This is a genomic window from Methanosarcina sp. DH2, from assembly GCF_020804225.1.
GTDB lineage: Archaea > Halobacteriota > Methanosarcinia > Methanosarcinales > Methanosarcinaceae > Methanosarcina.
Genome location: NZ_WJBI01000001.1, coordinates 490,376 through 515,095, shown reverse-complemented (window position 1 = coordinate 515,095; position 24,720 = coordinate 490,376). Strand labels below are relative to the sequence as shown.

23 protein-coding genes are annotated in these 24,720 nt (G+C 42.0%); 9 read left to right on the top strand and 14 right to left on the bottom strand.

All coding sequences use genetic code 11. The annotated features are described in order from the left end of the window. Positions 1-31 precede the first annotated feature (31 nt). From FXV91_RS02185 to FXV91_RS02180, 3 genes are all read left to right on the top strand, one after another. The gene (locus FXV91_RS02185) at positions 32-1,354 is read left to right on the top strand and encodes an NAD(P)/FAD-dependent oxidoreductase (RefSeq protein ID WP_229387897.1); all 1,323 of its coding nucleotides are present in this window, start codon (positions 32-34) and stop codon (positions 1,352-1,354) included. Between the two features lie 616 nt (positions 1,355-1,970). Next, a complete protein-coding gene (locus FXV91_RS19615) occupies positions 1,971-2,102 on the top strand; it encodes a hypothetical protein (RefSeq protein ID WP_255679848.1) in 132 nt (43 codons plus the stop codon). After that, positions 2,083-2,352 carry a DUF3303 family protein gene (locus FXV91_RS02180; RefSeq protein WP_229387894.1) on the top strand — a complete coding sequence of 90 codons (270 nt, stop codon included), beginning with the start codon at positions 2,083-2,085 and terminating at the stop codon, positions 2,350-2,352. Before FXV91_RS19615 ends, FXV91_RS02180 begins: the two co-directional genes overlap by 20 nt. Positions 2,353-2,631: 279 nt before the next feature. On the opposite strand, the gene FXV91_RS02175 is transcribed toward FXV91_RS02180, so the two are convergent. Next, on the bottom strand, positions 2,632-4,071 hold the full coding sequence (locus FXV91_RS02175) for an aldehyde dehydrogenase family protein (protein WP_229387891.1): 1,440 nt from the start codon (positions 4,069-4,071) through the stop codon (positions 2,632-2,634). Positions 4,072-4,616: 545 nt separating this feature from the next. Between FXV91_RS02175 and FXV91_RS02170 the strand changes: the two genes are divergently transcribed. The 3 genes from FXV91_RS02170 (at position 4,617) to FXV91_RS02160 (ending at position 9,440) form a co-directional block, all read left to right on the top strand. Then, the gene (locus FXV91_RS02170) at positions 4,617-6,779 is read left to right on the top strand and encodes a DUF2298 domain-containing protein (RefSeq protein WP_229387888.1); all 2,163 of its coding nucleotides are present in this window, start codon (positions 4,617-4,619) and stop codon (positions 6,777-6,779) included. A 248-nt stretch (positions 6,780-7,027) separates the two neighbouring features. Next, on the top strand, positions 7,028-8,779 hold the full coding sequence (locus FXV91_RS02165) for a flippase-like domain-containing protein (protein WP_229388575.1): 1,752 nt from the start codon (positions 7,028-7,030) through the stop codon (positions 8,777-8,779). 304 nt (positions 8,780-9,083) lie between these two features. After that, positions 9,084-9,440: a metalloregulator ArsR/SmtB family transcription factor gene (locus FXV91_RS02160; RefSeq protein WP_229387886.1), complete on the top strand. Its 357-nt coding sequence runs from the start codon at positions 9,084-9,086 to the stop codon at positions 9,438-9,440. Between the two features lie 111 nt (positions 9,441-9,551). On the opposite strand, the gene nikR is transcribed toward FXV91_RS02160, so the two are convergent. The 6 genes from nikR to FXV91_RS02130 all read right to left on the bottom strand — a co-directional run bounded on the left by nikR (position 9,552) and on the right by FXV91_RS02130 (position 14,358). Continuing rightward, positions 9,552-9,974, bottom strand: a complete 423-nt coding sequence (nikR, locus tag FXV91_RS02155; protein ID WP_229387884.1) for a nickel-responsive transcriptional regulator NikR — start codon at positions 9,972-9,974, stop codon at positions 9,552-9,554. A gap of 503 nt (positions 9,975-10,477) precedes the next feature. Beyond that, positions 10,478-11,836, bottom strand: coding sequence for a coenzyme F390 synthetase (gene ftsA, locus FXV91_RS02150; RefSeq protein WP_229387882.1), 1,359 nt, complete (start codon positions 11,834-11,836; stop codon positions 10,478-10,480). A gap of 258 nt (positions 11,837-12,094) precedes the next feature. Next, positions 12,095-12,493, bottom strand: a complete 399-nt coding sequence (locus tag FXV91_RS02145) for an LIM domain-containing protein (RefSeq protein WP_229387880.1) — start codon at positions 12,491-12,493, stop codon at positions 12,095-12,097. Between the two features lie 18 nt (positions 12,494-12,511). Then, positions 12,512-12,841, bottom strand: a complete 330-nt coding sequence (locus FXV91_RS02140) for a carboxymuconolactone decarboxylase family protein (protein WP_229387878.1) — start codon at positions 12,839-12,841, stop codon at positions 12,512-12,514. Between the two features lie 38 nt (positions 12,842-12,879). Further along, positions 12,880-13,476, bottom strand: a complete 597-nt coding sequence (locus FXV91_RS02135; RefSeq protein ID WP_229387876.1) for a hypothetical protein — start codon at positions 13,474-13,476, stop codon at positions 12,880-12,882. 552 nt (positions 13,477-14,028) lie between these two features. Then, positions 14,029-14,358 (bottom strand): pyrimidine dimer DNA glycosylase/endonuclease V, encoded by a 330-nt coding sequence (locus tag FXV91_RS02130; RefSeq protein ID WP_229387874.1) that lies wholly within the window; start codon positions 14,356-14,358, stop codon positions 14,029-14,031. A 220-nt stretch (positions 14,359-14,578) separates the two neighbouring features. Here FXV91_RS02130 and FXV91_RS02125 point away from each other — a divergent pair, with 220 nt between their 5' ends. Both FXV91_RS02125 and FXV91_RS02120 read left to right on the top strand, forming a co-directional pair. Further along, positions 14,579-15,541, top strand: a complete 963-nt coding sequence (locus FXV91_RS02125; protein WP_229387872.1) for a hypothetical protein — start codon at positions 14,579-14,581, stop codon at positions 15,539-15,541. A 173-nt stretch (positions 15,542-15,714) separates the two neighbouring features. Next, positions 15,715-16,197: a peroxiredoxin gene (locus tag FXV91_RS02120; RefSeq protein WP_229387869.1), complete on the top strand. Its 483-nt coding sequence runs from the start codon at positions 15,715-15,717 to the stop codon at positions 16,195-16,197. A gap of 428 nt (positions 16,198-16,625) precedes the next feature. Here FXV91_RS02120 and FXV91_RS02115 read toward each other — a convergent pair whose 3' ends face one another. The 5 genes from FXV91_RS02115 to FXV91_RS02095 all read right to left on the bottom strand — a co-directional run bounded on the left by FXV91_RS02115 (position 16,626) and on the right by FXV91_RS02095 (position 21,669). Continuing rightward, positions 16,626-16,859, bottom strand: a complete 234-nt coding sequence (locus FXV91_RS02115) for a DUF378 domain-containing protein (RefSeq protein ID WP_229387866.1) — start codon at positions 16,857-16,859, stop codon at positions 16,626-16,628. Positions 16,860-17,410: 551 nt separating this feature from the next. Further along, positions 17,411-17,776, bottom strand: coding sequence for a hypothetical protein (locus FXV91_RS02110; RefSeq protein ID WP_229387864.1), 366 nt, complete (start codon positions 17,774-17,776; stop codon positions 17,411-17,413). 297 nt (positions 17,777-18,073) lie between these two features. Next, the gene (locus FXV91_RS02105) at positions 18,074-19,462 is read right to left on the bottom strand and encodes a deoxyribodipyrimidine photo-lyase (protein ID WP_229387862.1); all 1,389 of its coding nucleotides are present in this window, start codon (positions 19,460-19,462) and stop codon (positions 18,074-18,076) included. 180 nt (positions 19,463-19,642) lie between these two features. After that, positions 19,643-20,386 carry an MBL fold metallo-hydrolase gene (locus FXV91_RS02100; RefSeq protein WP_229387860.1) on the bottom strand — a complete coding sequence of 248 codons (744 nt, stop codon included), beginning with the start codon at positions 20,384-20,386 and terminating at the stop codon, positions 19,643-19,645. Further along, the gene (locus tag FXV91_RS02095; RefSeq protein WP_229387858.1) at positions 20,383-21,669 is read right to left on the bottom strand and encodes an ATP-binding protein; all 1,287 of its coding nucleotides are present in this window, start codon (positions 21,667-21,669) and stop codon (positions 20,383-20,385) included. Before FXV91_RS02095 ends, FXV91_RS02100 begins: the two co-directional genes overlap by 4 nt. Before the next feature lie 474 nt (positions 21,670-22,143). Between FXV91_RS02095 and purC the strand changes: the two genes are divergently transcribed. Beyond that, positions 22,144-22,857 carry a phosphoribosylaminoimidazolesuccinocarboxamide synthase gene (purC, locus tag FXV91_RS02090; protein WP_229387856.1) on the top strand — a complete coding sequence of 238 codons (714 nt, stop codon included), beginning with the start codon at positions 22,144-22,146 and terminating at the stop codon, positions 22,855-22,857. A gap of 207 nt (positions 22,858-23,064) precedes the next feature. Here the strand turns inward: purC and FXV91_RS02085 are convergent, their stop codons facing one another. Continuing rightward, positions 23,065-24,291: an Nre family DNA repair protein gene (locus FXV91_RS02085; protein WP_229387853.1), complete on the bottom strand. Its 1,227-nt coding sequence runs from the start codon at positions 24,289-24,291 to the stop codon at positions 23,065-23,067. Then, positions 24,288-24,653: a transcriptional regulator gene (locus tag FXV91_RS02080; RefSeq protein ID WP_229387851.1), complete on the bottom strand. Its 366-nt coding sequence runs from the start codon at positions 24,651-24,653 to the stop codon at positions 24,288-24,290. The genes FXV91_RS02085 and FXV91_RS02080 overlap by 4 nt, the downstream gene beginning before the upstream one ends. Positions 24,654-24,720: the final 67 nt, after the last annotated feature.

Genomic DNA, 24,720 nt, shown 5'->3' with positions numbered 1-24,720 from the left:
AAATTTAAGGAACGGAAGGAAAAAGTATAGCATGAAAATAGTAATAATCGGAAGCGGGCTTGCAGGTTTGTCAGCAGGTTACAGACTCTGTAAATCTAACGAAGTAATCGTTTTTGAAAGAGATCCGGATATTGGGGGAATGGCAGCAAGCTACTGTCTGGAACACTCCGGAAAAAAATATTTTATTGAAAGGTACTACCATCATATATTCAGAAGTGATTCCGAACTTCTTACCCTTATAAAAGAACTCGGGCTCGAAAAGCAGATGCTGTGGCTGGAAGCAAAAAACGCCTATTTCGTGGACGGTAAAAACTACCCTATGAATACACCTTTTGAGATCCTGCATTTTAAACCTCTTTCCACGCTTGACCTGGTAAAGCTTGGCCTGCTGGTCTTCAGGATCAGACTGATAAAAGATACAACTCCTTATGACAGGATAAAGGCAAAGGACTGGATTCTCGATACTGCAGGAAAATCCGTGTACGAAAACTTTTTTGCTCCTCTTATGAAAAGTAAATTCGGAGACAATGCCGACAGTGTTTCTGCTGCATGGCTTATCGGAAGGGTGAAAATAAGGTCTGATAGGGGAAAAGAAGGAGAGAAACTGGGGTACATGCGAGGAGGGTTTAATTCCCTCGTAGAAGCCCTGGCAGGGGAAATAACTGCAAACGGAGGAGAAATTAGAACAGGCAGGGAAGTAACGGAAATTGTGATTAAAGACAATGCCGTACAGGGAGTGGTAACTGGTGGGGAATTCATCGCCTGCGACGCAATTATTTCAACTGTAGAACCAGTGGTATTGGATGCAATCACCGGAGGCAAGCTTGGAGCTCTGCATGAAACCCTAAGGGATATCCGTTATCAAGGAACAGCATGTGCTCTGATAGGACTTGACATAAGGCTCATGAAAAATGGAAATTACTGGTTGAACATAAAAGCAGATGTGCCTTTTGGAGCCGTAATCGAACATACTAATTACGTGCCTTTTGAAGATTATGGAGAACACCTTGTGTACATAACATCTTACTTCCAGAACGAAAAGAGCAATCTCTGGACACAAAAAGAAGAAGATGTTATAGAATCCTATATGAAAGGGCTTGAAAGAATGTTTCCCGAATTCTCAAGAAGTAGAGTTCACTGGACAAAGCTCTACCGTAGAATAGATACTGCTCCCGTATACGAACAGGGTTATCTTGAAAAAGTACTTCCTTTTGCTGCAGGTCCTTACGGACTCTACCTTGCAGGAATGTTCTCTTCAACCAATTACCCGGAAAGGAGCATGAACGGCTCGGTGAAAGCAGGGTTTGAATCGGCGGAGCTACTCATGAAAGAAAAAGAAATTAAAAATAAATAACAAGAAACTAAAACCCGGTAAAAAAGAAAGTAAAAAGCAGCAGGTGGAGTGAGTAACTTATGAGAAGCTGGAAAATAACAGAGAAGTAAAATGACCAGAAAAACAAGCAGAAAAGTGGTTTCGGGATCAAGAAAAGTATTCCCAACCCAGGCATACTTTCTATAGCATCAACTTTTCTTAATATTATTGGCTATACTGTTGTTTTTTCACGCTTTACTTGCGGGCCGGTTGTATACCAGCACGGCGAAAGGATAAAAATAGGAGAATCTCTTTTCGAGTACGCTGAATAATATTAATTGATTTATTGGGGACCATTCAGGCTTAAATATAAAATCTGAAAAATAAAGTTATGTATATTAATGAGAATATTTAACTCAAAACAATCCCTTCGGACGAACTATTATATAGCCTAAGGGATGATATTATACTGTCTGTGCCTGCAGAATTTCTTTCTGCAAGGCTACCTGTCTTACCGGGTCTGTCACTCTTGGGGATTTGAAAGTGGCAGATAAAGGAGAGGCAGAGAAAACTTAAAAAATGTTCAGAATTTCGCCGTAAAAAGGCTTTTTGGGGGCGCACAGGTCATACCCGCAAGGGTTGGCATAGGGCAACATATATGTTTTCCATTAAGCCCGATCTCTCAAAAAATAACCCGGATGCTGAAAAGAAGCTGCCTGAGCTTCCGGGAAGGGGTATTGGTGGCATAAAAATAAAAGGAGTGGTAAAAGATGTTATTCATGGACGTTAGTACCTGGGATCCTTCGAATCGTGATAGAATCCTTGAACACTTTAAGAAACTTGAAATTCCCGAAGGAATTGATGTTATCAACCAGTGGGTTGACCTTTCCGGAAACCGTTATTACATTCTTTACGAAGCAGAAAGTGCCGAGGCTTACGGAGCCTTCAACCTGCCATGGTCCGATGTCTGCGTGATTGACAGCGTCCCCGTAATGGAAGCTTCCGAATTCATGCAGCTTCTGCCCAAGTACAAAAAGTAAGCTGCAAAGATAAAACATCAGTTTACTTATCAGTTTACTTAAAAACTCGGTGAGCCGGCTGATGGAGGCTCATCGAAAATCTTTATTTTATGGCTTTCAAACGAAAGAACTTATAGATTTTGCTCGATTAAATTCTGTTTTATTAAACTCTGTTTACCAGGTTCTGTTTACCAGATTCTGTTCACCAGATTCTGTTTTTGCCTAGTCTGTAAGGTATTTAGTCTTCAACCTTTTAGCATCAAAGTCTTAACAAAGGATTTTAACAGCCAGCTCCGGTATTCAGGTTTTTAACATTATGGTTTTGGTTTCCAGATATTCGGAAAGAGCATCAGGCCCATTCTCTCTTCCAAAACCGCTTTCTTTAACTCCTCCGAAAGGAACTTCGGGAGCTACCTTCAGGTGCTGGTTAACCCATATAATCCCTGCATTTAATTGCTCACATCCCATCCGTGCCCGGTCTAAATCTTTTGTCCAGATAGATGCACCAAGCCCGTAACTGCTATTGTTAGCTTCTTCTATTGCTTCATCCAGATTTTTTACCGTGACTACAGGCAGTAAAGGACCAAAGACTTCTTCTTTTAAAAGCCTCGAGTCTCCGGGAACTTCTGAGACGAGAGTGGGTTCAAAGAAGTACCCTTTATCAGAATCTTTGAAATCAGGAACTTTTCCACCGGTAATTATCCTGCCTTCATCCTTCTCCTCAATTTCGTCTATAAGCCCTTTCAGATACTCCATCTGACGGAGGTTGTTAAGAGGTCCCATATCGGTACTTTTATCCAGCCCATTTCCGACTCTTAAGCTCCGGACGCCTGCTTCGAGTTTTTTTATGAATTCTTCAGCAATGGATTCAAAAATATACAGCCTCTTGACAGCCGTGCAGGTCTGACCACAATTGTAAAATCTCCCCCGGAGGGCTCCTGCAACTGCACTTTCGAGATTGGCATCATCACACACAAGCATGGGGTCACTTCCACCCAGCTCAAGAGTAACCCTTTTCATCCCGCCGGCTGCAAGTTCGGCTACTCGTTTTCCTGTTCTGGCTTCTCCCGTAAAAGATATTTTTTTTACATAGGGATTGCGGATAAGGCTCTCTCCTGCAGTCTCGCCAGGACCTGTGATCACATTAAGCACACCTTCAGGCAAGCCGGCTTCGGTCAGGATAGAAGCCAGAGTAAGGTTCGTAAGCGGAGTGTTGCTTGACGGCTTTAACACAAAAGTATTGCCTGAAATCAAAGCCGGGACAATTTTCCAGCCCATAATCAGGGCAGGCATGTTCCAGGGAATTATTGCTGCGCAGACTCCGAGGGGGTTTTTAACGGTAAAAGCATACCCATTTCCCGGGACAGGAATAAAATCTCCTCGCTGATTGCTTGAAAGCCCGCAGTAGTATTCAAGCACATGTGCAAATCCTTCTATTTCGTTCCTGGCTTCTGCAAGAGGTTTTCCCTGTTCCTGTGTAAGCAGGGCAGCAAGCTCCTCCTTTCTCTGCCTGACAATCCCTGCAGCCCTGTAAAAAACCACACCTCTATGCTGCGGAGATGTGGAGGCCCAGCCTTGAAAAGCTGATACTGCAGCTTCTACCGCAAGAGCAACATCATCTTCCGTACCTCTCGGAACCTGCTCGATAAGTTCACCTGTTGCAGGGTTTTTAACATCAAAAAACTCGCTTCCGGAAGCTCCTGCAGCTTTTCCGTTAATCTGCATTTTCATGGTTACCATTATTTACAAAGGCCTATTTTAAAAATGTGTTATAACAAACGTATTATGAATTTGTTTAAATAATTTGAAAGATTGATTCGAAAAATAAAACAGAAAGGAAAAGAAAAAGAAGTTCGCGCTCGACAGAAATATAAGCATATTAACAAAATATATATTATCAGAATATGTCTCTCCTGACAGATTTAAAAAAACGGAAATAATACATGTGGGGACATATTTAAAAAACCTCCTGAGGGTTTACTGGATCATAAAAGCTGTTCCGGATTAGAGTGGGGTCACCGGATGCGCTTTGTACGGAAAACTCAGGGACATAATTTTGTGCAGAATGCAACGTACGGAAAATACGTTAGTATCGCAGTTAAATGAAATTTCCAGCGGTGTAATTTGAGGAGGGTACGAATTACAACCGTGGTTTGAAGAGCGTGCTTCAGGTTTGAAGTTTGGGGTTTCAGTTTAAAGCATATCTAAGGAACTGCATTTTGCCAGAAAACTGAAGAGTGAACTTCAATTGAAAGACTGCGCTTTACACGTAGGGGAAGGGGAAAGTGTTAGAATATTTACATATAATTTTATGGTTTTTCCTTATAGAAGCCCTGGGCTTTATTTCGATTCCGCTCACTAAAAGTGCAGGAAGCAGGCTTGCTGACGGAGGATATTCTGTAGCCAGGATCCTTGGAATTATACTTGTCACCTATCTTTCCTGGGTTTTTTCGTATATACTGGGTTTCAGCCGTACTACGGTCCTGATCGCATTCATTGTGCTTTGCCTTATATCTATTGTCCTTTACCGAAAACAGAGGTTTTTCCCGAGCAAGAAAATTTTGATCATGAATGAATTAGTGTTCGCTTCAGGTTTCTTTTTTTTCTTGCTCGTACGCATTTACCTGCCCGAGATATACAGACACGAGAAGTTTATGGATTTTGCATTTTTAAACGCAGTGGTAAAAACAACTTCGTTCCCTCCCCCGGATCCCTGGTTTGCAGGCGGGCTCATGGATTTTTATTACTATTTCGGGTATCTTTCTGTAGCAGTCATTGGAAAACTCGGTGCCGTCAAACCCTCTATACTTTTTAACCTGGCAATTGCACTGACCTTTGCCCTGTCCCTGAATGCCTTCTTCGGTCTCGGGTACAATCTCACACATGGAAAAATTAAATACGGCCTCCTAACTGCAGGCTTCGGAATGCTGCTCGGAAACCTGCAGGGGCTTATAGAATTCATATCCATGTATATCCATCATGAACCAATCTCAAGAGGGTACTACTGGAGCAGCTCAAGAGTCATCCCTTTTACAATAAATGAATTCCCATACTTCAGCTTCATACACGGAGACCTGCATTCTCATATGCTTGCAATCCCGTTCCAGTTGCTTATACTTGTCTTTCTCCTGAATATTTATTTCAGGAAAAATGGTAGCTCAATATTTGAAAACAGCCTGGCACTTCTTATATTTTCAGTTTCCCTCGGCTTTTTATTTCCATTCAATTCCTGGGATTTCCCTGTATATTTCGGTCTGACACTTTTTGTTATTTTTGCGTTTTATTACGGAAATTATAGATATAATAGAAATTTATTCGGTGCTGTTGCAAGATTTTCCAATTCAATCATTCTTATTTCTATCTTCAGTTTCCTGCCCTATTTGCCTTTTTATTTGTTTTTTAATCCCCAGGCAGCAGGAGGACTTGATTTTGTTGTGCCGGAATTCAGGACAGAGGTCAATAAATTCCTGATCCTTTTCGGACTTTTCCTGTTTCTGGTCTTCTCTTTCCTTGTAACCCGCCTGGACTCTGGAAAAAAATTAGGATTTTTTGCCCTCTGGATTGGGGTCTCAGCAATGCTCTCGGAAGCATATGCTATTCCACTGCTTACGATCTTTTTACCCCTACTTTCTCTTTCTTTGTTTATCTTTCTGAAGGACCTCCCAGAAAGGAGCGCAGCAGGATTTGTGTCTCTTCTGATAGCGACAGCTGCCTTTATCGCCTTACTCTGCGAAGTTATTTTCCTTGACGACCCCATATCAGGGGAGTTTGCCCGTATGAACACGGTTTTCAAATTTTACATGCATTTATGGATTTTTCTTGCTATTGCAGCCTCTTATTCGTACTACGAATTTAGTTTTCGTTACCCGGGTAAGTTTGGAAACAGAACATCTTTGAAAGGAGCTGTAAAAAAAGCATGGGTAGCTGTACTTGTGCTCCTTGTCATTTCCTGTGCCTTTTTTCCTGTAGTATCAACCTTCACGAGGATAAAAGATATGGATGCTATGCCTTCCCTTGACGGAATGGAATACATGAAAGAACTGGACAGGGGAGACTACAATGCCATACTGTGGATGCAGGAGAATATCGAAGGATCTCCGATAATTCTTGAGGCTTCTGAGGATGATAGCAGTTACAGTTACACATCCCGGGTTTCTGCAAATACCGGGCTTCCCACAGTTGTCGGGTGGGCAAGGCATGAGCGGTTCTGGGGAAGAGACCATGCAGAAGTCAGAGAGAGGATAGAAGATGTTCGCTCGATTTATTCATCTGGCAGTGAAAGGGAAGCTCTTGAGCTCATGAATAAATATAACATAAGTTATGTATATATCGGTCAGCTTGAACGGCAGATATATCAGGTAAACCTGGATAAATTCGAAAACGAAACCTATTTTGAACCGGTTTATCAGGGCTCAGTCACAATATATAAATTAAAGAAAGGTCCGTAAAAAGGAGATATAATTGTCTGTTTTCAGAGAGAAAGCTGGTTCAGGCAAAAAAATTGCAGTTTAGACAAATATATCATTTATTTCAATATCTAAACATTGTTTCATAAATACTTTTCATAAATACGCTTCAAAACAGATTTCACAAATGCATTTTATAAATATGGAATTATTCGAGTTTATAAAATTTATATGAAATTGCAATCAGCATAAAACTCAATTAATATTATAAACATCAAGAGGTCGTTCGTATAACCAGCGTCTCGGTAGTTCTGCCCGCTTACAACGAAGCAGCCAGGATAGAAAATACAGTCTCGATAACAGCAGAGACTCTTTCAAAGATAACCAATTCTTTTGAGATCATCATAGCAGAGGACGGAAGCACGGACGGTACGGACCGGATAGCTTCAAGGCTTTCGGAACAGTACTCTTATGTCAAACACCTGCATTCCGATGAACGACAGGGGAGAGGAAGAGCTCTGAACAGAGCTTTTAAGGCAGCCTCAGGAGAGGTGCTCTGCTATATTGATGTTGATCTTGCAACAGATATGAGTTATCTGGAAAAACTGGTCAGAGCTGTAAGTACGGATGGCTATGATTTTGCCACCGGTTCGAGAATAATGCCCGAAAGCGATGCAAAAAGGCCTTTTAAACGGGAGTTTGCAAGCAGAGGATACAACTCCATGGTCAGGTTTCTTTTGCATTCAAAACTTTATGACCACCAGTGCGGTTTTAAGGCATTCAGGAGAGGTCCTCTTTTTGGATTGCTCGATGAAATTGAGAACCAGCACTGGTTCTGGGATACAGAATTGCTGGTAAGAGCCCAGCACCGCGGATACAGCGTTCTTGAGTTCCCTGTGTACTGGAGGCACGGAGGGTCAAGCAAGGTCAATTTTGCAAAGGATATTGTTGGAATGGGATCAGAGATTTTCCGCCTCTGGTGGGAGCTCTTCTTCCCGAGCTTAGTTTCAGGGAAAGGAAAAATATTTATAACAGCCTTTCTTGCACTTCTGATTCTCGCACTTGCTGCGACCTTTCTGGGTGCATCCGATGTTCTGGAAAATATAAAACAGGTGTCTATGGGCACCCTGGGTCTTGCTTCTCTTGTTTATTGTGTCTCATGGCCGCTCAGGGGAGTCCGTTTCCAGCAGATCCTTAACAGGCTCGGAAATCATTATGGGCTTGGGTTTCTTACAGGAAGTATTTTCATCAGCCAATCTGCAAACGTAATCCTTCCTGCACGAATCGGAGATCTTAGCAGGATGTATATCCTGAAGAAAAGTAAAGACCTTGCCTTTACAACAAGCCTTTCCTCTCTGACCGTGGAAAGGGTCTTTGACATAATTGCAATCACTTTCATTGCCATACTTGCTTCTTCAGGTGTAGCTGCCAGGTTAGAACTTGCTTCCTGGATGGAATCCCTGATCAAGTTATCAGGGATTGCAGTCATCCTCTTCTTTGCAGCCCTTTTTGCGTTATCTTATAGGGAGAGCCACAGGAAAAAAGTAAGTAGAGAAAAGGCTTCTGCAAGTTCTTCCGGTGAACCATTTAATAAAATAAAGGAATTCGCATCCACCTTTATCCACCAGATGAGCGTTGTTACGGTCCGTCCTGGAGCGTTTATCGCAGTGGTTGCATCCTCCCTTCTTATATGGGCTATGGATATCTTCACCTGTTTTCTGGTTTTGAAAGCATTTCCGACAGCCGGGATAGATATGTCTTCGCCATTCACGATATCCCTGATCTTCCTGGCAGTGGCCCTGGGAAATATTGCAAAAACTTTTCCGATCACTCCCGGAGCTATAGGGACTTATGAAGTTGCCCTTACTGCAGTTTTCGGGCTTGGAGGTATCAGACCGGAACTGGGATTTACGGTCGCTGTACTTGATCACATAATAAAGAACTCAATTACATTGCTTGGAGGAGGGCTTGCCCTATCTGGCCTCGGGCTCAGATGGAGAGAGGTTCTTTCAACGAATACCGAGACTTTAAAAGGAATGTAATAGCCTGAAAAGAAAAAGCCTGAAAAGAAAAAGCCTGAAAAGAAAAACCAGCAAAAAAATTGCAGATAAAATTTTTCAAGGCTGAAAAGTAAGGAAGCTTAAATTCCGTCCCGAAGCTTTGGGCTGCAATAAAAACAGGGTAATTTAGAAATGAAAAAGAAGTTAATTTAAAATTGGAAAAATGAATAAACGCAATCTTTAACCAGAGAGTTAAATTGACAGCCGCATGCTTTGCCTTAATCTATGAGCAATTAGTTTTTGGATGAGCTCTATGTTAAGTGCAAAAAAGGTACGAGTGGAAGAAATGTCTGAGAAAAAAATAATAGAAGTCCGGGATGCTTATTCTCTTCCGGAAGATGTGCTTGAAGCTGTTCATAAGGCACTGAATGAAGACTTTGAAGAGATCGTCAGTCTGTTTAAAGTTCTTGCAGATCCAACCCGCCTCAGGATTCTTAAAGCCCTAGAAATCCAGAGCCTCTGTGTCTGTGTCCTTGTAGAAGCTACGGACCAGAAGCATTCTGCACTTTCTTACCACCTCAAACTTTTAAAGGAAGCAGGGCTCGTGGACTCAAGGAGAGAGCGCAGTTTCCAGATATATTACCTTACGGAATTCGGAAACCTTCTTCTGAAACACATTGAAAGGCACTTTGAAAAAAGATAATTGAAGAAATTGAGAGAGTGTTTACTATTTAACAAATCTGAAGTCTCTCAATAACCTAAAGTAACAACGTTTGTATGTAGATTCGTATCCCTGAAGGATAAGATAAGAGGATTACATTTTATCGTTTGAGGCTACGGTAGTAAGTTTTGAGAATTTTACTCCTTTAAGGGACATAATAGCTTCGGCAAGCTCTTTAATTTCTTCGCCGTCCCCATCGAGAACAATTACTTCAAAACAGTTATCGTGGTCGAGGTGGATATGCACGGAGGACTTAATCAGGTGAGAGTAGTTGTGCTGTATATCTGCAAGTGCATTTGAAAGTCCGCGTTTCGTGTGGTCGTAAATAACAGCGACAGTCCCGACACGATGGCCTTTAATGTCACCCATCCACTCGTAGTAGGAAATATAACTCCTGATGGCGTCCCTTATGCCTTCCGAGCGAGAAGAGTAACCTCTTTTTTCTATAATCTCATCAAATTTACCAAGAAGAGTGTCGGGAAGGGAGACCCCTATCCTCATAAGTTCTGTTTCCATCGTATCACCAATTAATTTGCATTTTATCCGAAAGATAATACATTAAGTTATTGTGAGTATTACTATATATGTTTTATTCACTTGACCATTAATATAAAAGAGTTGTGCTCATATGTTAATTCATCCTTCAGTATATTAATGTTTGGGAACTATAAAACTTAGCATATATGAAAGGGTCAAAGTGTCCATAAACCAATAAGAGAGACAAAAATAAATAAAAAATAAAAATAAAAGGAAAAGGATCCAAAAGGAATAAATAAGCAGAATATTTAAAAGAAAATGATTAAGTGGAGAAAAAAAACTAAGTTAACAGGACTAAAAAAGAATCAAAAACGAAGAAAATAGAGAAGTCATTGAATAAATAATTTTATTATCCATTAAATGCCGGTACCACTTTCCTTATAACAACTGATACCGTTTTTCTTTCAATACCAGCAGTTTCCCCTATACAATTGGAGCTGGTCATCATCCTTTGTATTTATAACTCGGTCCGATCTTTCCAGTCATCGTCTGTCCACAAGCCTCTTCGGCCTTCCCTTAATTTTGTACAGCTCAAGCCCTCTGGGACCCGTAAAGTTAAAGAGGATCTTGAAGGTGCCGTCTTCATAAGCCCGGGAAAGAGGATATTTATATTTAAGGAAAGAGCGGCTGAAATTTTCCATTATAAAATCTCTGTCACAGGCATCGGGATTTTCGCATTCAATACTAACTCTCAAGACGGTTTCTTCCTCATCTTCTCCGCCGTAGAGAAAAGCTTCATACTCTCCTGTCAGGTAGTCCATATTTCCACTCTGGAACACACCCCTTTCCACATCAACGCGGTTAAAAGGAGTCCCTTCAACCCAGACTGTTTCTGCCTCTCTCTGCGGAGTGAGTATTTTCATGTGGGTCCTTCCACAGGAGCATGTTTTGCGCGTAAGGACAACAGTAGTATCATCGGTATCATAGTTTAGGAGAAGATTCCCTGCCTTTGCCCCAACAGGCAGAAGCGTGCTCAGGATAACTCTTCCGCATTCCCCGTCAGGCACAAAGTCCTTCAGGTGCGGGTCGTAAACATCAAGATGAACAAAATCTTCAGGGACGTGCAGTCCGGAGATTTCATTGCATTCCCCGCACATCGTCCCTTCCGTACTCCCGTAGGTGTTATAAACAGGGCAGCCCCAGATTTCCGAGAGATAGTTTCTAGACTCTTCAGCAAAGGCTTCACCTCCAACAACCAGTTTGTTTACGCCTGACTGCTGGGGGTCAATCCCTTCAGCCTGCATTCTGCGGGCAAGGTTAAGAAGTTTGAACACGCTGCCCACTATGCCTGTCGGCCTGTAAGTTTCAATAACACGCAGGGGAAAGGTACACTTACCTTCAGGGATAATGCTCATGCCTACATGCCTGGCTGCAAGGGTCATGGTGTTTGCCCCCACATTCATGCCGTAGGATGCACAGACAACTACCCTATCTCCGGGCCCGAAGCCCTGAGACCTGAATATCCGGGCGTATTTTTCCGCATAGCGCTCCCAGTCCTCCCATGTCAGAAAAAAGCTTTTGGGAGTACCACTGGTGCCACTGGTCTCATGAATAGTGAAGACATCTCCCCAGCCTACACTCCGGAACATAAAATCCTTCATCTCAGGAGGCTGGTTTTCCCGGATTGTTTTCCCGGATATGATAGGAAGTTCAAGAAGGTCCTCGTGGGTTTTGATATCTCCCGGGCTTACTCCGTGTTTTTCAAACCATTTCCTGTAAAAAGGGGAATTTTCAGCTGCATATTTTATCGTATACCGTACCCGTTCCTCAATGAGAGCGTCGAGTTCTCCCCTATCCATGGCCTCTATTTCTGGATTAAAGTAAGGTTTTGAGCTATCCATATGAAACACCTTGCCTGAAGCCTTTAATTGTGTAAAAACCTATCAACCTTATAAAGACCTGCTAACCGTATAAAAAGTTGTTATTTATGGGTTTCGAATATGAATTTGGTTTTCAAGAATGAAACAGTTTTGGGCAGGCATACAGCTATGAGCAGGTTTCCACTTATGGAGAGAACCTATAGACGGCTCTGCCTGGTTAGAAAGGGAAAAAATAAAAGATTTATACATTTAATGATAAATTTTGAGATATATTTAGACTTATTCGTCCTTAAAAGGTACAAGGTATACGCCATCTGCCCGTTTTTGCCCTTTTAAAAGCTCGCAGTGCCTCAGGAGAGCAAACTGGTTTTCGGTTTCCAGTGGGGATATGCCAAATTTTTCTGCAATTTCATCCTTTTTTGCCCCACCCCGGGAGACAACGAACTCATAAATGGCTTTTTGCAATTCAGTCAAGCCTTCAGTCCCTTCAAGCCCGGCTTCTTCTCTGAATATTTTTTTAGAACGAACCGCCCATGGATTGCATGCCTGAATTTTGTGGTGACCTTCTATATAACAATCTTCACAAAAAACCTTGCCTTCTTCTTCGATACTGTCTTCCCCTGCCAGTTCACGCCCGCAGACTGCACACGCAACAGGGCTGACTATTTCTTCTGCCATCTTTATCACTCCAGAGTTTCAGATATCCAGTTCATCCAAAATTTTGAGAACAACTACTGACCCGTAAGCTACAGCAGGCCCGCCTGCCATCAGTATTGCTGTACTTACAGCCTCAAGAATCTCTTCACGGGTTGCTCCCAGTCTTACAGCCTCAGGAACATGCTTCCAGAGGCAGTACTCACAGCGCAGGGCAACTGCAATCCCTACCATCATCAGCTCTTTTGTCCGGGCACTTAAAGCTCCGTCCTTGATAACTTCCGAATGAAGCCCCATAAGAGCATTCATGACTCCCGGAAGTTGTCCGGCCATTGCTTCCATCCTTTCATTCATATCGATTTTTTCTGTCAACCTTTCACCGCCTGAGCGCATCAAGCTACATAAACAATTTAAGAGTCAAAAGGCACCATGTACATTTCTTCTCCCATTTTTCTCCATTTTAAAAGCTCACAATGCCTCAGTATTGCAAGCTGATTCCTGGTTTCCTGCAGCGTGAGCTTGAAGAGTTTCGAGACCTTTTCGGGTGTAGCCCCTCCTTCTTCCAGGATAAAATTATAGATTTCTTTTTGCAGTTCGGTCAGGCCTTCGGTCCCTTCAAACCCATGCTGTTTTCTAAAAAGTTTTTTAGAACGTACTGCCACAGGATCTGCAAACTTTATTTTCTGGTGCCCTTCCAGATAACAGTCCTCGCATATTGCTCTCCCGTTTTCTTTGACGTATTCGTTTCCGGGAATTTCTTCGCCGCAACCCGGACAGATTACAAAATACTGTATATCCGGGTCAAGTTCGCGGTTGCCGGATTTATTCGTTTTTATCAGACCGTGAAAATCCATATACCCTACGATTTCGTAAACTGTTGATCTGGATAATCCGTATCCGGACTTCGCTTTTTTAATCACATCCCGTATATGAAATCCCCGGTCCAGATGGGCTTCTTTTATGCATTCAAGGACCCATATTTCCTCTTCGTCCAGCACCAGATTCATTGAAATCCCTTTAGATTCTTAACCAATCCAGAAGTAGCATTTTGAAAACGAACTGCCCTAATGCCTGATGTACTTGAAGAGATATGACATTTTTATAACACTTGATATTTTAATACCTCAACTGGTGAGGAGTTCTTGAGCAACCCTTTCAGAATATGCTTTTCTTGTCTCTTTATACATTTTGCTTTACTTCTCTCTCTATAAATGACTTCTTTATATAAAAAGATACCGATAACTATAAGTACAAAAATTCCTTTCTAGCCATTTGAAATAAAGAATGTAAAAGTCTCAGGTAAAGTTGAGAATATCCGGGGAAAAATCCGAGATTATATTATTTTTCCTGGGCACCCGGTCCACAACTAGGATTCCTCTCTCACCCTATGAAACTACTCACATGGGATTAGATTACTGCAATTCAAATCGTTGTATGTATTTCCTCTTGTCTGTTCTTTTTCCAGCATTATCAAGAAGAAATTCCTGAAGGAGCAAAGCCCTGTACAGGAAAAATCGAACGCGAACTTTCATAACCGGTGAGTTTTTTGAAACTTACGGTCAGACTCTGCACTCGCACCCTCTTTCCTTGAGAATCCGGACCTGTTCTTCATAAGTATTTACAAACTCATCCTGCATAGCTTTCCCTGTCGCAAGAGCAGGGTCAAGCGGAGTATGGTGCTTATAACCCCTTTCAGTCATCTCCTTTACCAGGGATTCATGCCTCAGGTAGAGAGCTTTTAGTTTCCCTTTCCAGCGCAGGGTCTCAGGATGGTGAGAATAAGCCTTTTTGTTATTGGTTATTATGGACCACAGGGCATGTAGTTCACGATGCTCCCCTAACAGATGGTTCCGACACATTTTCTCAGGAGGAATATCCCAGATTCTCATAAGATGAACTTTGAATGCATTTCAGAAAGGGTTTTCGGCAGGGAATTTTAATCAATCAAGCCTGAAATTAACTTTAAACCAGAACGTAAGTCCGGGATTTTGTTTCTGATTCTAGATTCGGATACCTATTTACTGACAGCAAGTGAAAATATAGTCTATGAAACGGTGGATATTAAGATATTCTGCCTTACTGTTTATTTTAGTGGCAGGGACGTATTTTTTGCTTACTCCTGCGCTTGCTCATGTTCCTGTTTTCGAAGGGGGAGGAAAAAGCCCTGAAACAGCGACTCCTATTGAAGATCCTGCAAAGTCCAGGGTCCTTTACGGGCAGCTATCAGGAGAAGACCCCCGGTACTACAGTTTTGAGGTAGAAAAAGGGGAAAGAATCGTATTAGGGCTGATTGTCCCTGTACAGGCTGAGAGCCGGCTTTTTACTCCGGACCTGATTCTTATAGGACCCGGGCTACCTGACGAAGGAGAGGTGCCTCAAAAAGAAGAAGTGCCTGAAGGATACGGAACAAAGGTATTTTCGGGAGAAAGAACTGAAAGTGCAACGTACGAAGGATTTACCCCGAGCGCCTTCTATTCCCTCGCCCGGGCAGACTTCCAGGCCCCGGAAAGCGGCATATACTATGCAGCAGTAAGTTCCATTGACAGAGGGGGCAATTATGGAGTTATTCTGGGATACAGGGAAAGTTTTTCTCTTATCGAGTGGCTGTTAATTCCCCTGAACCAGATAAGGATCTACCGTTGGGAAGGACAGAGCCTGCTTTATATATTATTCCCTCTCGGAATGACGCTTGCAGCCGGAGTACTGGCAATTTTACTTAAAAAGGAAACTGCAACCGGATTCAATCCGGCGCGCTGGTCAGGAACTTTTGCAGGCCTTTTCTTTCTGGGTACAGGCCTATCATATATATTCCAGATGCTAATTTCATTGAGCAGGAGTTCATACTCTTCCGAAATAGTCATTACTGTCTTTCTAGCCCTTGCCAGCATAGGGCTTGGAATTACAGCCCTGATTCTGAGTCTGAAAGATGAAGGATATGGCGTAAAACCCATAAGAAAGCAGTTTTACTTTTTTGGCTTAGGGCTTGCAGGGCTTTTACTCTGGGCAGGCTGGCTAATAGGACCGATCCTGGCATTTGAAGCGGCAGTCCTGCCCTGGAGAAGAAAAAGATGAGACCAGAGCAGGGAAAATGAACGATGAGCAAAACAAAAGATATAATAGAAATAAAGTAAGAATAATAATACATTAAAAATATAACTTGTATGATAAGATTAAGTTCTATAATTTTTAAATATTTATTTTGCAACCGCATATAATGCGGCACGGACTTACCAGGGGGAAAAGATATGGCAAAGACATCACTAGAACCAGGACAAATTGCACCTGATTTTTGCCTTCCGGACCAGGAAGGGAATCGGACATGCCTTGAAAACCTCAGAGGAAAATGGGTAGTCCTGTACTTTTATCCGAGAGACAATACTCCGGGCTGCAGCCTGGAAGCCAAGAATTTCAGCTGCCTGAAAAAAGATATCGAAGCCGAAAATGCAGTAATTCTGGGAGTCAGCAGGGATAGTGAGGAATCCCACAGAAAATTTATAGAAAAGAAAGAGCTTAAAATAAAACTTCTTTCCGACGAGCAGGCGGAAGTTCACGAAAAATATGATGTCCTGCACCCCAAGCACTTCAGGGGCAAGGATGTTATAAGCGCTGTTCGGACAACTTTCCTTATCAATCCGGAAGGAAAAATCGTACGGGTCTGGGATAACGTAAGAGCTTCAGGGCATGCTGAAAAGGTACTTTCTGAATTGAAAACTCAAAAAGAGAAATGAAATGAGAAATAAGTTAATAAAAGTAAATATCAGTAAAATCATATGTATTGAAATTTGTTAATATCTATAAAACCTGATATTTAGTTACAATCGAAAAACTAGTGCTTGATTCCAAAATGAATTCCTAATTTAATAAAAAAATTCGTGATTCTTGAATGGATTCAAAAGTCAAGTTTTGTGAGTATATTTAGGAATTAATGGGAAAATTGGTGACCATTGGATATATTCAAACTTCAACTTTTGTGAACATACTTCGGAATCGCAATACTAGATAAGAATAAAGATAAAAAGAAATAAGAATAAAATTTATAAAAAGAAAAAAAATAACCTTCTGTTAATTTTATATTCAGCTTTCTGAAATAAATACAGCTGATTAAGGCCCCTTTTACAGTATTACATCGGAAAGGAGCTTTTCAATCTTTTTTCACTTAGTGACGTGTTGTGGTATCTCGAGTGTGGTATGTATCAGCTCTTGTAGCGAAATAAATCGTATAAAGCGCTGCAAGACCAACAAGTATGTAGATAATTCTCGAAAGAGCACTTCCTTCCCCAAAGAGAGCAGCTACGAGGTTAAAATCTAAGAGCCCTATGAGCCCCCAGTTTAATCCACCCACTATAACAAGTATAAGTGCAATCAAGTCTACTGGATTTCTTACTGCCATATATATCACTCCCATTGTGATTTATTACATTATATTTATAAGAAGAGGAAATATAAAAACCTCAATATTAAAATTGGATGTACTTGTATTTATATGTGACTAACATAAAAATTAGAGCCTTCTAGAGAAATAGAAAAATAGAGAAACAGAGAAATAGAAAATAAGAAACTAACCGTTATTTTGGAACAGGAATTTTTTATTTTTCAGGCACTCTTCTAACAGGAGATTTTGAGATAATCCAAGTAATTCATAGATGTATTACTTTCAGTTATAAGGTCGTTTTGTGTTAGACGGTTGTTCTAGTCCTTGGGGAAATAATAAAACTCCTTCATATCAGATAACTTCCTGAAGCATCAGAGAATATAGTGAGTCTTTAAATTCTAATCTTATACTCTAGTTTCTCAAAAATGTTTATAAAAAGCAGCGTTGGATTTTGAATATTATCTTAAAAAATAATGTATGATAAGCCTGTCCTCTCGTCGAATCTGGTGGGCGGGTTTCTCACCTCCGCCCAGGTTAATAATCCCTTCATGCAAGCCTACGGGCGAGTGTCAGAGAGCATAAAATACACCAGATACTAAATATATAGAGACTACATAAAAAATTAAGTTCACAAATACTTTACCAGCTTTATAGTCGGAATTAGCTTGATACTCGTTTTCATATAGCTCAACGTATAATCTGTAAGCTATTGATTTTCGATTCCAATTATCAATTAACACACAAAATACTCCTACTAATATAATAAGAAAGCTAGCTTCTGTTGCTAAATTAACAACCGCTGGATAACTCTTTATTAGTAAGAAAGGAAGTATAATGCCGTCAAGACCTATGAGGAACTTATAATAATTATCCATGCCGTCAAGACCTATAAGGAACTTATAATAATCATCCAAAGAAAAGTAATGCTGATTCATGCTTGTACACCGTATAAAATCCTTTAGTAATATTAAAACATTAAGATAAATATTAATCTAATGCTTTAATGCGAATTTTATCTACCTGCTGAGTGTTAGGTTTGAAGGCTAGTCTATCGAGAGAAATAGATACATTTTAAGCTCTGCTTCTGGAAGCAGGCGAAACACTTCAATAATCTGGGAAAAAAGCAAATTTAAGCTTTAGTAAGCCTATATACATATCGATAGAAGTTAAAATCTTAGTATACAACATAAACAAAAAACTGGTAGAAGTTATTTAAATAAAATTGGGAGTTTTTACAGAGCTGAATATTTTGCAATATATAATTTAACGTCGAATTTCCTTTTGCAGCCCTCATAACTCATGTATCTGATTTTTCCTGTCACATCTCTCTCCCTCCAGGCCCGGTCATGGACGCCTCCGAGGCTCCAGGCAATTCCAGCATAACCATTGGGGTCTCTTCCGTCCAGTTCGTATCTGTCGTTGAGGCAGATTGCAATTTCAAGGGCTTTTTCGGGGGACTCGCTCCATTCCAGAATTTTTTTTGCCCAGTACATGCGCATATAGCTGTGCATCTTCCCGGTACGGAGAAGTTCTATCTGGCTTGCATTCCAGAGGGGATCATGTGTTTTTCCTGCTTCGAATTCTTCGAGGGTGTAGATATACTTTCTCCAGTCATCCCGGTGGGCATTCAGGGACTTCTTTGCCCAGTCAGGAAAGCTCTCAAATCTATTATATCCGGGATTGTAATAACAGAAGTTGTCTGCAATCTCCTTCCATACAAGGATCTCGTCCAGGAAAGCTTTCTTTGATTCAGGGTCGCTTTTTGTCTTTTCCACCTCAAGCACGACCCTCTGTGCAGAGATCTGCCCGAAATGAAGATAAGGGGAAAGGTTCGAGAGCCCATCCTTTGCTGGATCATTCCGCAGCGTACGGTAAGAGTCAAGTTTCTCTGCGAGAAAACTCTCCATTACCTTTCTTGCAGCTTTTTCCCCGGGCTCGAAATGTTCAGGCTCAAAGAGGGAATCATTACTTTTGCCAGAGATTCTCTCAGGAAGAAGGGCTTTAATTCCGGTTTCCCTTGTGTTTGATAAAACTTCCAGCATGCCGTTGCCTGATAGGATTTCAGCTGATTCGGAATTTGGCTCAAGCCCAGGAAATTCTTCAAAAAACTCGGAGAGGCGACCATAGAGTTTCGGGCGAAAAGTATGTGCAGCGTACTCCTGCTTTGGAGAAGCTTCCCAGCATGGGACGACGTTATGGGCATCAACCTCAAAAAATGGGATTTCGATATCAGTAATAATTTTTTCTACCCATTCAGCTTTTACACGAAGTGGACTGAAATCAGTGACAAGAGCCCCAATACCGTACTCTCTTACAAATTCAGGTATTTTTTGCCCGGGGTCTCCTCGCAGAAAAACGAAAGGAATCCTTTTCCGGGAAAGGGCACCCTCAAATTCCTGTAGCCCTTTGAGCATAAATTCATAATGCCTTCTTCCAGCACCCAAAAACTCTTTTGTCAAGCAGAAAATCACGACTACAGGTACATCAGTCTCCTGTGCTATTGCCCTCGCAAACAGTAGAGCCCAGTTGTCCTCAACTCTCTGGTCACGGCTCGTCCAGTAAGCAGTAGGTCCATCACCTGATTTTCCGGATTTGAGAATTCGGATGCGTTTCGGGTTCATAACCTATTTTGGATCTCTGGTGTATATAGAACTAACAATTAAATAATAAAAATGAAGATTGTGTTTAAAAAGAAATTCCTGTTAAAAATGTTTCGGGATTCATATCTTAGCGAACAGTGACTAACAGTGACTGAAAAAGATAAACTAACTCAAAAGGAATCAAAGCTGTTTCAAAAAAGATTAGAACTCAAAGATCTGCCCGTCATACCCCAGAGGTAAAAACATCGATTCGATGTGATGCGGACGGAAGAGATGGCTGAGATGGGTCAGGACGACTTCTTTTGCATTGAGCTTTTGCGCAAGTGCCATAGCCTCTTCCGAGTTCATGTGTTTCTTGATGTGGATGTGCGGAGGAACTATGGCGTCCGCAATAAGAAGATCAGGATCCTTCATTAATTCCAGGCTTTTTTCAGGGATATTCGGGCTCGTATCCCCGGTGACTACAACCTTGACAGTATCCGCATCACTGATAATGACTCCGGCAGGGGTTTCTACCGGCGGATGGTAAACCTTAAAAAGGGTGAATTGAAGCCCGATTAATTCGAAGGGATCATAGAGTTTTACGTGGTGATACCTGGGTTTCAGAAAAGAAACATACTGGTCTATGTAATCCAGGGTTTCTCGAACCCCATATACATCAACTCTGTTTTGAACACGGTAGAACTCCCCGAAACCTGCATAATGATCGTAGTGCCCATGTGTCCAGATTACCCCGTCTATGCCCGAAAGCCCTTGCCTGAGGAACTGCTGTCTGAGGTCAGGGCTCGTATCAATAAGAATTTTACCCTGATCAGACTCCACAAGGATAGAAAAGCGAAGGCGCTGACTTTTTCCACCTTCGCGGGCGTCAGCGCATGTCGGGCAGTTACATCCAATTTTGGGAGTCCCGACAGCATCACCGGTTCCGAGCAGCGTTAGCCTCATGAAGAACTCTTCCCTTTGTAGTCATCGGACTTGAGATCTGCCCTTTCGTCAAAAGACTTTACTGCTTCCAGCAGGTCCTGCTGGGTGAGTACCTTGCGTTCTTCCAGAAGAGCACTCAAAACAGCTTCCCTGATAACCATGCGCAGGTCAGAACCCGAATAACCTTCTGTCAGTGCTGCAATCTCTGCCGTATCAAAGTCTCCCTGTATATGCCGGGTAACAATATCCAGGATACTTTTACGCATATCAAGATCAGGCAATGGGAAGTGAACTATTTCGTCAAAACGTCTCCACGCTGCACTGTCAAGCATTCGAGGGTGATTTGTCGCAGCGATCAGAAGGACTCCGTGCTCTACCAGGCTGATTTCATCTATAGCTTTCAGGAGAGTATTAACTGCCCTCTTGATTGCAGCATTTTCATCTGAAGTCCTGGCTTTTGCAACAAAGTCCAGTTCATCTATGAAAAGAATGCAGGGATTCAATTTTTTTGCAAGCAGGAAAACACGATCTATGTTTTTTGCGGTCTCGCCAAGGTACTGGTCCGTAATCATTGAGAGCTTGACCTCAACAAAGGGAATGGAGAGTTGTTCTGAAAGTGCACGGGCAACTGAGGTCTTTCCAGTACCCGGAGGCCCGACAAACAGTAGCTTTCCAATATCATGCAGCCCGATCTCGCGCAGGTATTCCCTGTGCTGGATGGCTTTCATAATCTTTTCAATTTCGTCTTCCTGCTCTTTGGTGAGCACAAGGTCTCTGACTTTCTGTTTGACATCTTCAGGAGCGATGATGACAACGAGCTTGAGCATTTCTTCGCTCTTGTCTTCTTTCCTGATTTCAGCTATCAGGGATTCTATCCATTCCCTGTCAACTTCCTTTGGCCTGAGCTTTGCTTTTGCAGTTGCATAGTTTGCAGCCTCATCCTTCCTGATTTCTCCGAAATAATAAGCGAGAACAGGATTATTTTCGATCCTCTCCTGAGAATCTTCCTGTTTTTCGAGCCATTCCGCGGCAAGTTCAAATGCGCTCAGGCGGAGTTCAAAGTGAGACCTGTCAATAGTTATGAAAGGTACGTTCCTTACACTTTTTTCGATATCTTTGATCCCATATAGTTTTTCGATCCTGACAAATGAAGCTATTATGGGTTTTGGAACTGTTTTTTCTGCGCTGCTCCAATAACTTTTTCGAATGTTTTTTGGAAGATCATTAACATCCAGTTCTGGATAGCGATTATAGATCTCTGCGGTCAACAGCAGCTCTACTATGTCTAGTATAATTCCTGACATGTTTTTTTACCTATTGAGTACTTAGATTAGACCACTATCAGGTGATGTGCGCCCAAAGCGGAAAGTTCTTAAATCTTTGCTTGAGTTGCTAAACCTAGTAATGGGCTTTCTTTAAAGATATAATTTACGAAGCAGAAGGCAGACCTCCGTTGAAGGATTGAAAGCCGGCACGAGTGATAGCTTTATCTAGCAGAAAGACTTTATCATTTACTCCGTCTCTTCATGAAATCCAGAGTACGTTCAGGAAAAATATATAATCTGTAAACGTTTCAGGTTTCAGGGAGTATCTTTACGGATTCAGGAAGCGAGCAACTCACTTCCGCAAGCATACAGTTTCGGAGAATACCCGTTTCTGGAATGCCCCAAGCATTATTAAATAACTCGTATATTAAAACTACTGTTACTCCGGAACAGTCTTTCTGGAAATCTCTCTATCAAAGGAAATCCAGAATAATCCCTAGAGAGGACCATTGCATGAAAAGAGAACAGCTCTATTCAGGGAAAGCAAAAACCATCTATAAGACAGATGATCCCGATACCTTTATCGCCGAATTCCGAAACAGCCTTACTGCATTCAATGGGGAAAAGAAAGGCGAAATGGAATTGAAGGGTTACTACAACGCCCAGATCTCAAAGAAAATCTTCGAGATGCTGGAAGCCAGCGGAATCAAGACTCATTTTGTCAGTATGCTTTCCGACATTGATATGCTTGTAAGGAAAGTGGAAATCATTAAGATTGAGGTCATTGTCAGGAATATTGCCGCAGGCTCAATTACAAAGAAATACCCTATGAAAGAAGGTACTATTTTCGAGTTCCCGGTTATCGTCTTTGATTTCAAAAGCGATGAATACGGAGATCCCATGCTGAATGACGATATTGCCCTTGCGCTTGGCATTGCAACACGCGAGGAACTTGCCACACTCCGGAAACTTGCACTCAGGATCAATGAACTGCTTGTGCCTTACCTTGACGAGAAAGGAATCCTGCTTCCCGACTTCAAGCTTGAGTTTGGAAGAAGGGATGGAGAAATAATCCTTGCCGACGAGATTTCCTGCGACACCTGCCGCTTCTGGGATAAGAAAACCGGACAGTCCATGGACAAAGATGTATTCAGGTTTGACAAAGGCGATATTTCCAAAGCTTATGAGGATGTTGCCCGGCGCATTGTACCTGAAATCTTTGAGTAAGCCTGCTGCAATCCAGAAGTTTGAATAAACCTTACATAATCCGGAAGCTTGAATGAGCCTGAAAAGGTTTTCAACGTCTTCCGTATGAATTTTTACATCGGAAAAATGGTTTTTTAACTGCCCTATTTTATAACTGCCCTATTTTTTAACCGTTCTATTTTTTAACTGCTTTATTTTTTAACTGCTTTATTTTCATTTTGAACTTAATTATATATTAAAAAATGAATCAAGCGTAGTCTGGAAGCGGAAGTCAGAAAGCATTTTTGCCTGCTGCATCCATTCTGCTTTTGGTGTATTTACCCTGCCCGAAAGGTCCGAAACTGCTGCTTCCAGGGAACCAAAGGTTTCAGGAGGATTTTGAAGAGCTTTTCTCATGCCTTCCCGAACTACCCAGACCCCAAGAGGAGCCCAGTAATCGGGAGTTATTTCCCTCAGTACAAAGACCGAAGCCTGTCTTTTGATTTCTGTCAGGTACTCGAGCACAGGAAGCCTTGCTGCATAATAACCCCCTGCAAGAGGGGAATATCCTTTCTTTCCGTCAAGACCTTCGCTGTCCTCACCGATCCAGCTTGATTCCCCTGACCAGACGGTTTTTGGGAGCCAGACCTCAATAAGTTCAAAGGAATAAGCCCGCGGAAGGATGAGAACTTCAAAATGGTTTCCGAAATGGGTCCCGCTGAAAAGCTTGATGTCAGAGACCCAGGGAAAATCCATTATACGGTCTGCAAGTTCCTTTCCAGCCATGTCGTCCACGGCTGTGATAGACCAGCGAGTAGGCACTAGTTTACGCTCTTTTCCGAGCAGGCCTATGGAAAAGAGACGTGTAATGTGCTCGGTAGAAATGTCGCTTTTTAAGAGTTCATTAATGGCATCTTTTGCAAGAGCATCGGTATCGTAGACCAGATAGTCCACTTTTTTCGGGACATCGGGGTTTTCGGCAAGCTCAAAGTTTTTCACAAGCCCGGAGGGGCCCATAGGCGTAAGGACTGCATCGAATTTGAGTTCCTGTTTGGGGGTTTTAAAAAACCAGGCTTCAGTGTCCACCGGCTTTCTGGAGAGAGCCAGTTCCTGAGCCTTTAGCAGGAGGGGATTCTCTTTGCTCCGTGCATCTTTTATATGAAGGTTTGTGTTTGCCCTAACCATACGGGAACGCATGGAGATGATATCCTCTATCTGCATGTTTCCCCATGCTGAAGGGTCTTCGAAAAGCAAAGCTTCGTCTTCCTTTGCTAAGGGAGGAATCATGGGACCTGCCGAAACCCTCGGGTAACCGTAGCTTCCGACAAAAAGAGCCGGGGGAGATGCCCCAAATACAGAATCTCCTGAGATTACAGGAGAAATTGATTGCAAGGATTTAAATTTTTCAAGAATTGGGCAGCGAGGACGCCCGCAAAGTCCTTTTCCCTTGCACTTGATACACAACGTGTCTCTCACTTTAGATTCATATCCTTGCAGATAATGCAAGCTTTAGCTTCAGGAGCGTTTCTGTACAGCCAGCCGGACTTCTGAACAAAACAGCATATGCCGCACATACCTTTTACCTTTTCCTGAGAGGATAAACCCCCGTTCAGGAGGACTGATGCAAATTTTCGGATTTCACTCTGGGTCTCATCAGAGAAATCGATCTCAGCTCCGCGTTTTTCACTCACATACTGGGATACCGCAGCTCTTGAAAGCTCAAGGATATCTGCTACATCCTGCTGCGTGCATCCATGCTCGAAAATCATTGCCCGTGAAAGTTCAGCCCTGATTGCAGGCAAGACTTTCTGTACCATAATTTCGCATGTTGTTTTCATTGGAGACCAACACTTGCATAGATAAATATATGAAAACGCACTTTTTGTATAGTTTTCCGGGAAGGAA